Consider the following 11,037-nt stretch of genomic DNA (forward strand, 5'->3'; position numbering starts at 1 on the left):
GAATAAGCATCCTGGCGGGCAGGCTATTGCAAGCAGTAATAGCATAAACAGCTAAATTGTATAAGGCTGAAGATCCACCCAGAATACCGCCAATCCTGTTTCCGATGGCGTATTCATGACCTCGACCACCCTGCCTTCCCCTTGCGCCCCCCGGGCCCCCGACGCCCCTGCGCTCAGCCCGCTGGGCCTGGCCGTGCTGCTGTCGGGCGGCTTTATCACGATCTTCGACCTGTTCGTGGTGAACGTCGCCATCCCAAGCATGCAGACCACGTTGTCGGCCAGCTTTGCGCAGATCAACTTCATCATCGTCGCCTACGAATTGGCGTATGGCGTGCTGCTGATCGCCGGCAGCCGCTTGGGCGACCGCCACGGGCGCCGCCGCTTGTTCATGCTGGGCATGGCCGGCTTTGCGTTGGCGTCCGCGCTTTGCGGGCTGGCTCCCACGGCCGATACGCTGATCGGCGCGCGCATCTTGCAAGGGATCGCGGCCGCCATGTTGTTCCCGCAGGTGTATGCGCTGATCCGCGTCAGCTACGAAGGCCATGCGCGGCGGCGCGCGTTCGGTTTGATGGGCATGACGCTGGGGCTGGCGGCCATCGCCGGGCAGGTGCTGGGCGGCTGGATCGTGCATGCGGACGTGTTCGGCCTGGCGTGGCGCACCATCTTCCTGATCAACGTGCCGCTGGGCCTGTTGGCGTGGCGCTTGGCTCGCCACATTCCCGAGTCCCGCGAGGCGTCGGCCGCGGCAATGGACTGGCCCGGCGCGGCAATGGTGGGCACGGGGTTGGCCTTGCTGTTGCTGGCATTGATCGAAGGACCGGCGCGGCAGTGGCCGATCTGGACAATCGCTTGCGGTGGCGCATCGGCCGTATTGCTGGCGCTGTTCGTGCGCATGCAGCGCCGCGTGCGGGCCAACGGCGGCGCGCCGCTGGTCGATCTGGCTTTGCTGGCGCAACCGCGCTTTGCGGCCGGCTGCCTGCTGGTGATGTTTGTCTTCTCGACCGCCAGCGCGATGTTCCTGTGCTATGCCCTGCTGGTGCAGACCGGCTTCGGCCTGGATGCGCTGACCGCTGGCCTGATTTTCGCGCCGGCCAGCGTGGGCTTCGTGGCGGGGTCGATGGTTGCGCCACGTTTGGTGGCGCGCTTTGGCACGGGCGCCATCGCGCTGGCGGCGTTGTTGTATGGCGGGGCCACGGCCGCGCTGATGGTGCACGTGGGGAGGGCAGGCGCGGCCTTGGCGCCGTGGTCGCTGGTGCCGGCGCTGGTCTGGCTGGGCGCGGCGCAAGGCGCGGTCAATACGCCGCTGGTGAATCTGGTGCTGGGCCTGGTTGAAGACCGCCAGGCCGGCATGGCGGCAGGCGTGGTGTCGGCCTTGCAGCAGGTGGGCGCCGCGTTAGGCGTGTCGGCGGCGGGCATGCTGTTCGGCGGCGCGCTGCACGCGCATGCCGACGCCAGTGCGCCCGAGCGTTATGCGCAGGCATTCGCGTCGGCCATGCAGTTCAACGTGGCGGCGATTGCGGCGTCGGTCGTGCTGCTGGGGTGGCTGGGCCGCCGGCACTGAATCGACGCACATCAGCGAGGCACCGGCGCGCGGGCTGGACTATCCCGCCGACAGTTCGCGTGCGCGCTGTTCGGCCTTGTGCGCCGCCTGCGTGATCGCGTCTGCGACACCGGCCTCGCGCATATGCGACAACGCGGCGTAGGTGGTGCCGCCCTTGGAGGTGACGCGGTCCTGCAGTTCCGTCAGCGGCACGTCCTCGCTGGCGGCCAACCCTGCCGCGCCGCGAAACGCGGACACGGCCAGCCGGCGCGCATCGGTCGCGGAAAAGCCCAGCTCCACCGCGCCTTTTTCCAAGGCGGCCATGAAGTAGAAGACGTAGCCCGGACCGCTTCCCGTCACCGCGGTCACCGCGTCGATCATGGCTTCGCTGTCTACCCAGATACGTTCGCCCACCGCGGCGAACAAGGCATCCACCTGGCCGCGTTCTGCGTCGCTGCAGGCCGGCGTGGCGTAAAGCCCCGTCATGCCCAGCCCTACCTTTGCAGGCGTGTTCGGCATGGCGCGCACGATGCGCGCATGGCCGCCCAGCCATTCCGATAGCGATGCCAGTTCAACCCCCGCGGCGATGCTGACCACGGTGGCCGCTGCCGACAGATGCTGATGCACCTGGCCGCAAGCCTCGCGCAAAGCCTGCGGCTTGGTGGCCAGCACGCACAACGCCGCATCGGCGATTTCCGGACCGACGCTTTCGCGGCAGTTCAGGCCGCGCGCGAACAGCGCGTCGCGCGTCGGCGCATAGGGCTCGATCACCAGGAAGTCGGACAGTTCGCGGCCCTGGCGCAGCAGGCCGTCGATGATGGCGGAGGCCATGTTGCCGCCGCCGATGAAAACGATCTTTTCTCGCATGTTGCTGAGCTTCCAAAAAAAAGGTGGCAAGTCGGGTTCAGCGCTTTCGCACCGCTGCGGCGTCCAACGCGCCGATGCGGTTACGTCCCAGCAGCCTGAGGGTATTGTCGAGCTCGGTGCGCAGGATGGCCAGGACTTCGTTCGCCCCGGCCGGTCCGCGCCCCGCCAGGCCATACAGCGGCGCACGGCCCAGCAGCACGGCGCGCGCACCCAGCGCCACCGCCTTGGCGATATCGCTGCCGCGGCGCACGCCGCCGTCCACCAGGATCTCTAGAGACTGCCCGAGTTCCGCGGCGACCTCGGGCAGCACTTCCAGCGGGCACGGCGCGCTTTCCAGCTGACGGCCGCCGTGGTTGGACAGCACGATGCCGTCTACGCCGTGCGCCTGGGCGCGCCGCGCGTCGGCCAGGCCCTGGATGCCCTTGATCACGATGCGGCCGCGCCAGTGGCGGCGCAGCCAGGCCACGTCGTTCCAGCTCAGCGCCAGGTCCATCTGCCGGCTTAGCGCGGAGGCCTGTTCAGTGATGTTCTCGCGCGCATTGGAGCTGACGGCCAGGTTCTTTAACTGCGGCCCGCCGTGGCGCAGCATTTGCCAGCACCAGCCCGGATGCGCCGCCAGATCCAGCAGCAGTTGGCGCGACGGCCGCAGCGGCAGCTTGAATCCATTGCGCTTGTCGTGGTCGCGGTTGCCATGCACCGGTACGTCCACGGTCAGGAACAGCACGGTGTAGCCGTTCTGCCAGGCGCGGTCCATCAGGTGTTCGGCGATGCGGCGGTCGCGCTGCACATACAGCTGCAGCCACAATTCACCAGGCGTGGCGGCGCGTACGTCTTCCAGCAACGAGGTCGACGCGGTGGACAACACAAACGGCACACCCGCCTGATGCGCGGCGCGCGCCAGATGCACGTCGGCTTGCGGCCAGAAGAGGCCATTCAAGCCCGTCGGCCCCACGATGGCGGGCATGGCGGCTGACGCCCCCAGCACCGTGGCGTCCAGGCGGCAATCCGTCACGTCCACCAGCACGTCGGGGCGGAATTCCAGATCGGCGTAAGCCGCCCGGTTGCGGGCAAGGGTCAGGCCGTCTTCCGCTCCGCCCTCCAGGTAATCAAACGCCAGCCGGGGCAGCCGCCTTTGCGCCTGCCGCCGGTAATCCATCACGCTGGGAAGCATGTCCTTCCTTGATTTGCGAGGGCCGAATAGAATTGCATTTCACACGATATGATTGTATTTCGATCATTTTAAAAACCGCAATTCGGAACAGCCACTAGGGGTGAATTCAGCGTGGCAAGGGGTGGACGCGCGACAAGCCCTGGCCGGCAAAGCTTGGCAGAATGCGGGTTTGCGGGGACCACAACAATCCGCCCGCCGCAAGGGACGCCCGTTATCGGACGGATTCACTCCTAGTACATACCCTAGAATCAATTGAAATACGATTATTCAAATCGAAAAGCGATTTAAGTAATCGTATGCTGTGCCTCAATGCGCTCGGACTTCCGTCGAACTCCGAGCCCCATTCGGGACCACAGACATGACCAACGGCATCACCCTGCTAGACGCGTTGACCCAGGCCCTGGGCGCGGACGCCATCCTTCACTCCGACGCCGACACCGCCGGCTACACCGAAGACTGGCGCGGCCGGTACAAGGGCCCGGCGCTGTGCGTCGCCCTGCCGGGCAACACGCAGCAGGTCGCCGACATCGTCCGGCTGTGCAACGCGCACGCCACACCGGTGCTGCCGCAGGGCGGCAATACCAGCCTGTGCGGCGGAGCCGTGCCCGACGCCGCCGGCAAGCCGCCCGTCATCGTGAACCTGGCGCGCATGCGGCGGGTCCGCCGGGTCGATGCCGCCAACAACTCCATGGAGGTCGAAGCGGGCTGCGTGCTGGCCACGGTGCACGACGCGGCGGCCGCCGAAGGCCGCCTGTACCCCATCAGCCTGGGCGCCGAAGGCTCGTGCCAGATCGGCGGCACCATCGCCACCAACGCCGGCGGCACGGGCGTGCTGCGCTACGGCAACACGCGCGACAACATCCTGGGCCTGGAAGTGGTGCTGCCCGACGGCACCATCTGGAATGGCCTGACGGCGCTGCGCAAGAACAACACCGGTTTCGACCTTAAACACCTGTTCATCGGCGCCGAAGGCACGATGGGCATCGTCACCGCCGCCGTGCTGAAGCTGCACCCGCTGCCCACGGCGCACGCCGTGGCCTGGATGGCACCGGACAGCCCGCAGGCCGCACTCGAGATCCTGGGCCTGTTCCAACGCGCGTGCGGTTCGCGCCTGTCGGCCTTTGAAATGATCGACAGCAACCAGCTGGACATCGTGATGGCGCACGTGCCGGGCCGCAAGAATCCGCTGGCCGGCGCGCATCCCTGGCACGTGCTGGTGGAACTGTCCGACACCGGCAACGGCGCCGAACTGCAAGACCTGCTGCAGCAGATCCTGGAACAAGCGTCTGAGCTCGGCCTGCTGCACGATGCCGTCGTGGCCAGCAACGACACGCAGCGCGCCGCGCTCTGGGAAGTGCGCCACAGCGTGTCCGAAGGCAACAAGAAGGCGGGCGTGGGCCTGACCACCGACAGCGCGGTGCCAGTCTCCAGCGTGCCGCGTTTCATCGATGAAGCCACGGCGGCCGTGCGCCGCCTGGTGCCCGGCCTGCCCGTGCTGATCGTGGCCCACCTGGGCGACGGCAACGTGCACTTCATTCCGTTCTTCACGTTCGACGCCTGGAACGCCCTGCCCCACCGCGACACGATGGCGGCCGACATCCGGCGCGCCGTCAACGACGTGGCGGACGCGCTGGGCGGCACCTTCAGCGCCGAGCATGGCGTGGGCCGCACGTCGCTGGCCGAAATGGCGCACTACAAGTCGGCCGTCGAACTGGCGATGATGCGCGCCCTGAAATCCACCTTCGATCCCGCCAACCTTTTCAACCCCGGCCGCTTGCTGCCTTGAGCCGTCGTTCTTGATCCGTAGTCCCTGACCCGACCCGCAGGAGTCTTCCATGAAATCGACCTCCCACAACGCTTCGCGCCGCGCCGCGCTGAAAACCGTTGCCGCCGGCGCCGCCGCGCTGGCCATGCCCATGATCTGGACGCCGTCGCGTGCGGCGTCCAAGCGCATCGTCGTGCGCGACGACGGCGGCATCTACAGCAAGGCGTATGGCGCCGTGTTCTACAAGCCGTTCACGGAAGCCACCGGCATCCAGGTCGTGGGCGTGCAGGCCAACGCCGAGCCCACCGCGCAGATCCGCAGCATGGTGGACACCGGCAACTACACCTGGGACATGGCCAAGATCAGCCAGCCCGCCATCCTGATGCTGACTGAAGGCGGCAAGGTGTACCTGGAAAAGCACGGCCTGGAATCCGATCCCGTCGTGGCCACCATTCCCAAGCAATACATGTCGCCGTATGGCGTGGGCAACAACGTCTACACCACCGTGCTGGCCTACCGCACCGACGCGTTCAAGGGCCGCCGCGCCCCGGCATCGTGGGCCGACTTCTGGAACGTGAAGGACATCCCGGGACGCCGCGGCCTGCGCAAGCACCCGTTCGACACCATCGAAGAAGCGCTGATGGCCGACGGCGTGCCCACGGACAAGGTCTACCCGTGCGACATCGACCGCGCGCTGGCCAGCCTGGACAAGGTCAAGCCGTCGGTGGACGTGTGGTGGAACACGGGCGCCCAGGTCGAACAGATGCTGGGCTCGGGCGAAGTCGACATGATCGCCACCTGGGTGTCGCGCGCGCAATCGGCGATTGCCAACGGCGCGCCGGTGCAGATCGTCTGGGACCAGAACATCTGGGGCTGCGACAACTGGTCCATCCTGAAAGGCACGCCCAACGCCGACGCCTGCCGCGAATTCATCAAGTTCGCGTCCGACCCCAAGCGGCAGGCTGCATTGGTTGAATTCTTTGCCGCCGGCGTGACGCAACCCGCTGCCTTCGACTACATCAAGGCCGACGTGGCGCGCAATTGCCCGACCCACCCCGACAACATCAAGACCGGCCTGCACATCAACGCGGCGTACTGGCTGGACAAGCAACGCGACGTGCTCGAGCGCTTCAACGGCTGGGTCCTGAAGTAATTCTTTTCTGAATGAACACCATGTCTTCTTCCAATCTGCAAATCTCGGGCCTGGGCAAACGCTACGGCGACTTCGTCGCCCTGGCGCCCACGCACCTGGACGTCGCCCGCGGCGAATTCCTGACCCTGCTGGGTCCGTCCGGCTCCGGCAAGACCACCCTGCTGAGCCTGATCGCCGGCCTGGCGCAGCCCGACGAAGGCCGCGTGCTGATCGACGGCGCCGATGTCACCTACGGCGCGCCGTATGAACGGGATATCGGCATGGTGTTCCAGAACTATGCGCTGTTCCCGCACATGAGCATCGAGGAGAACATCGCGTTCCCCTTGAAGATGCGCAAGGTGCCGGCGGCCGAAGCGCGCCGCCGCGCGCACGAAGCGCTGGAGATGGTGCGCCTGCCGCATGTGGCGACGCGCCTACCGCGCGAACTGTCAGGCGGCCAGCAGCAGCGCATTGCGCTCGCGCGCTGCATGGTCTACCGCCCGGCCATCATCCTGATGGATGAACCGCTGGGCGCGCTGGACAAGAAGCTGCGCGACCAGATGCAGCTTGAGATCAAACGCATCCACCGCGAACTGGGCACCACCATCGTGTACGTGACGCACGACCAGGAAGAAGCCATGACCATGTCCGACCGCATCTGCCTGATGAACGGCGGCGCGATCGAACAGCTGGGCACGCCGGCCGATCTGTACTTCCGCCCCCGCACGCTGTTCGTCGCCGATTTCCTGGGCGAGTCGAACCTGCTGCAAGGCGAAGTCGCGTCGGTGGACGGCGACACGCTGACGGTCAAGCTCGCCCATCAGGGCGTGACCGGGCAGGCGCTGTCCAACGGCGCCCCCATCCAGGCCGGCCAGAAAGTCACGGTGATGCTGCGCCCGCAGAACCTGCGCGTGGGCACCACCGGCCCGGGCCTGACCGGCAAGCTGCTGGACGTGATGGTGACGGGCAGCCTGACCAAGCTGTACCTGGATTCCGGCGTGGCGGATGCCGCGCCGATCGTCGTGGCTTACCCCACGCAGCGCCAGGCCGAGCAGTACGCGATCGGCCAGCCGCTGACGGTCAGTTGGCAAGCCGCGGACGCGGTGGCCATTGCGGAGTGAACGCATGACAACCCTTGCCAATCCCCGCAAGCGCATGAGCCCGGGCCGCCGCCATTTCCTGATGGCGGCCCCGCTGGTCGTGCTGCTGCTGGTGCTGCTGATCTACCCGGTCGGCCAGTTGCTGCTGTTGAGCTTCGTCGGCGACCAGGGTTTTACCCTGACGCAATACCACCGGCTGTTCGAATCGTCGGTCTACGTGAATGTGCTGCTGATCACGTTGAAGATCTCGTTGTGGACGACGTTCTTCTCGGTAGTGGCGGGCTACCCGGTAGCCTACCTGATCTCCAGCCTGTCGGCCAAACGCAAGACCTCGCTGCTGTTCTGGGTGCTGCTGTCGTTCTGGACCAGCTTCCTGGTGCGCACCTTCGCCTGGGTCGTGCTGCTGGGCCGCAACGGCGTGGTCAACCAGCTGCTGCAGGCGCTTGGCATTCTGGATGCGCCGGCCAATCTGCTCTACAACTTCGGCAGCGTGCTGGTGGGCATGGTGCATGCGCTGATGCCGCTGGCGGTGCTGACGATGCTGTCCGTCATGGAGAACATCGACCGCAACCTGCCGCGCGCCGCGTCCACGCTGGGCGCGCGCCCCGGCACGGCCTTCTGGAAGATCTATTTTCCGCTGTCGATGCCCGGCGTGGCGGCCGCCGCCATCATGGTGTTCGTGACGGCCATCGGCTTCTTCATCACGCCCGCGCTGCTGGGCGGACGCAAGGAAACGATGATCACGCAGATCATCATCGACCAGGTCCAGCAAACCATGAACTGGGAGTTCGCCGGCGCGGTGTCGGTGCTGCTGCTGGTGGTGGTGCTGGTGGTCTTCGCCATCTACGACAAGGTGCTGGGCCTGTCGACCATGACGGGCGGCGCGTCCACCCGCGTACGCGCTTCCGGCCGCGAAAGCCTGTCACGCCGCGCGGGCGATGCGGTACTGACCGTGCTGGCCAACGTGTCCGACGCGCTGTTCGCGCTGCTGCCCAAGCGGCTGCGCCGATCGGTGTCGGGCACCGGCCAGTCGCGCACCTTGTGGTGGATCGTGCTGGGCATATTGGCCTTTCTGAGCGCCCCCGCGTTCCTGATGATCCCGCTGTCGTTCGATTCGGGTTCCGGCCTGACGTGGCCGCCCAAGGGCTTTTCGCTGCAGTGGTACGAACAGATGTTCACCTCGCCCGTGTGGATGCAGGCGATCACCCGTTCGTTGATCGTGGGTGTGGGCACCGGCCTGCTGGCCATGCTGATCGGCACGCCCGCCGCCTTCCTGCTGGTGCGCGCCAACATGCGCGGCAAGTCGGCGATGCTGGCTTTCGTGCTGTCGCCGATTGTCGTGCCGCGCATGATCATCGCCGTGGGCATGTTCTATTTCTTCGCCCGCGTGGGCCTGGTGGGTTCCACCATCGGCCTGATCCTGGCGCATACGGTCGTTGCCGTGCCGTACGTGGTGATCACCATGATGGCGGTGCTGCGCAACTACGACACGCGCCTGGACCTGGCCGCGCAAAGCCTGGGCGCAGGCCCCTGGGCCACGCTGCGCTTCGTGACCTTCCCCATCCTGGGGGCCGGCTTGATGTCGTCGTTCCTGTTCGCATTTGCGACCTCGTTCGATGAACTGACGATTGCGCTGTTCGCCTCGGGCGGTCTGAACGCCACCTTGCCCAAGCAGTTCTGGGACGAAGTGACGCTGCAGATTTCCCCGGTGATCGCCGCCGTCTCCACTTGCCTCTTCATCTTCATTGCCGCGCTGATCTGGCTGGCCGACCGGCTGCGCCGCCGCAGCCTGGCCAACTGATCCATGCGCGCTTGTTTTACCTCTTAGGATTCGCAACATGCTGAACGCAACCCATCTTCGCGGTGTCTTCCCCGCCATCCCGACCCCGGTCAACGCGGACGACACCATCAACGTCCCGGCGGCGCGCGCGCTGATCGCCTACCTGCTCAAGCAAGGCATCGACGGCATCGTGCCGTTGGGCGGCACGGGCGAATACGGCGCATTGCCCCGCGCCGAACGCATCCGCATGTGCAAGCTGACGGTAGAAGCCATCGAAGGCCGCGTGCCGGTGATCCCCGGCGTACTGGACCCCGGCTTTCACGACGCCCTGCAGGCCGGCCAGGAATTCGCCGACGCCGGCGCCGACGCGCTGATGGTGTTGACCCCCTACTACACGACCCCGACGCAAGCCGGCATCCGCGACTACTTCCTGCGCTACGCAGACGCCTCGCCGCTGCCCGTGATGATCTACGAGATCCCGTACCGCACGCGCATCGCGATCGCCCCGGAAGTGCTGCACGAACTGTCGCGCCACGAGAACATCATCGGGATGAAGGCATGCAACACCGACATGTACCATTTCTTGCGTACGGTGGCGGGCGTGGACGAATCGTTTGCGGTGTTCAGCGGCGAAGACACGCTGCTGCCGGTACATCTGGCTGCCGGCGCGCGCGGCGGCATCGTGGTGACGGCAAGCCTGCTGCCGACGGCGTGGCGGAAGGTTTACGCGTTGGCGGCCGAAGGGCGCACGCGAGAGTCGATGGCGTTGCATCGCCGTTTGATTCCGCTGATGAATCTGGCGTTTGCGGAAACGAATCCGGGTCCGATGAAGTCGGTGATGGATTTGATCGGCGTGAATGCACCTGAAGTCCTGGATCCGTTGGTGGCACCGGCAGACAACTTACAGGCGGCTTTGCGGGCGGAGTTGGCGCCGTTGCTGGCGGAGTTTGAGGGGGTGGTCTAGGGCTAGGTTTTTGGGTTTTGGGTTTTGGTTTTTGGTTTTTGGTTTTTGGGGAAGGATCGCTTTTTCTTGGCGGTCCTTTTTCTTTTTTTGGTTGGTGGTTCTTTAGACGCCCGTCGTGGTGGTCCCCTGGGGTGTGCGGGTCAACGATTGCGGTCCGGAGCCTTCGCTCCGGACTCGCCTCGGCGGCCCCCCCCATCGTCATCTTCGTCACTGCCTGCGGCAGTTCCTTCAGATTCCCTCGGGCTTATCGACTCCCCGCCCACCCCAGGGGACCACCACGACGGGCTCTGGCAATGGCAATCTCACGTCGGCTGGGTAGGACGGTGTGCTTAGGGTTCTCTCCACCCGTGTTGGGTGGTGGAGAATCTTGCGGGGCCCGCTCCCGGCCGGCCGCGCGGGCGGCCTTTGGGAGCTTACGCGGTGTCTTACGTCGTGTTGGGTGTCGCTTCGCGTGTGGGTGGTGTTGTTTGTCTTCGTATGATTGGTGGCGTTGTTTTTCTTCGTACGATGGGTGGTGTTGTTTGTCTTCGTACGATGCGTCGCGTTGTTTGTCTTCGTACGATGCGTCGCGTTGTTAACTACGTAGGATGGGTGGAGTGGGGAGTGTCATAAATTTTGTGTTTGAGGCCTAACATACCGCTCAAGGAGCACATGTATGGCCACAAAGAAGAAACCTCCCCTGAGGGAACTGCCGTCGATCCCGGCAGATCTGGTTGAT

8 protein-coding genes are annotated in these 11,037 nt (G+C 65.7%); 6 read left to right on the forward strand and 2 right to left on the reverse strand.

All coding sequences use genetic code 11. The features are described from left to right. Positions 1–115 precede the first annotated feature (115 nt). Complete coding sequence (locus CEY09_RS29800) at positions 116–1,561, forward strand: MFS transporter (RefSeq protein WP_088591367.1); 1,446 nt, start codon at positions 116–118, stop codon at positions 1,559–1,561. 39 nt (positions 1,562–1,600) lie between these two features. On the opposite strand, the gene proC is transcribed toward CEY09_RS29800, so the two are convergent. Together proC and CEY09_RS29810 are read right to left on the reverse strand one after the other, a co-directional pair. Further along, complete coding sequence (proC, locus tag CEY09_RS29805; RefSeq protein WP_006222478.1) at positions 1,601–2,407, reverse strand: pyrroline-5-carboxylate reductase; 807 nt, start codon at positions 2,405–2,407, stop codon at positions 1,601–1,603. A 37-nt stretch (positions 2,408–2,444) separates the two neighbouring features. Continuing rightward, a complete protein-coding gene (locus CEY09_RS29810; protein WP_088591368.1) occupies positions 2,445–3,578 on the reverse strand; it encodes an alpha-hydroxy acid oxidase in 1,134 nt (377 codons plus the stop codon). Between the two features lie 358 nt (positions 3,579–3,936). Between CEY09_RS29810 and CEY09_RS29815 the strand changes: the two genes are divergently transcribed. Genes CEY09_RS29815 through dapA form a run of 5 tightly spaced genes read left to right on the forward strand, consistent with a single transcriptional unit; the run spans position 3,937 to position 10,319 of the window. Further along, positions 3,937–5,364: an FAD-binding oxidoreductase gene (locus tag CEY09_RS29815; RefSeq protein WP_088591369.1), complete on the forward strand. Its 1,428-nt coding sequence runs from the start codon at positions 3,937–3,939 to the stop codon at positions 5,362–5,364. A 49-nt stretch (positions 5,365–5,413) separates the two neighbouring features. Next, complete coding sequence (locus tag CEY09_RS29820) at positions 5,414–6,496, forward strand: ABC transporter substrate-binding protein (protein ID WP_088591370.1); 1,083 nt, start codon at positions 5,414–5,416, stop codon at positions 6,494–6,496. A gap of 20 nt (positions 6,497–6,516) precedes the next feature. After that, on the forward strand, positions 6,517–7,596 hold the full coding sequence (locus CEY09_RS29825) for an ABC transporter ATP-binding protein (protein WP_088591371.1): 1,080 nt from the start codon (positions 6,517–6,519) through the stop codon (positions 7,594–7,596). A 4-nt stretch (positions 7,597–7,600) separates the two neighbouring features. Next, positions 7,601–9,376: an ABC transporter permease subunit gene (locus CEY09_RS29830; protein WP_006222483.1), complete on the forward strand. Its 1,776-nt coding sequence runs from the start codon at positions 7,601–7,603 to the stop codon at positions 9,374–9,376. Positions 9,377–9,413: 37 nt separating this feature from the next. Next, positions 9,414–10,319, forward strand: coding sequence for a 4-hydroxy-tetrahydrodipicolinate synthase (dapA, locus tag CEY09_RS29835; protein WP_088591372.1), 906 nt, complete (start codon positions 9,414–9,416; stop codon positions 10,317–10,319). The last annotated feature ends 718 nt before the right edge of the window (positions 10,320–11,037 follow it).

This window comes from Achromobacter marplatensis, assembly GCF_002209535.1.
Lineage (GTDB): Bacteria > Pseudomonadota > Gammaproteobacteria > Burkholderiales > Burkholderiaceae_B > Achromobacter > Achromobacter marplatensis.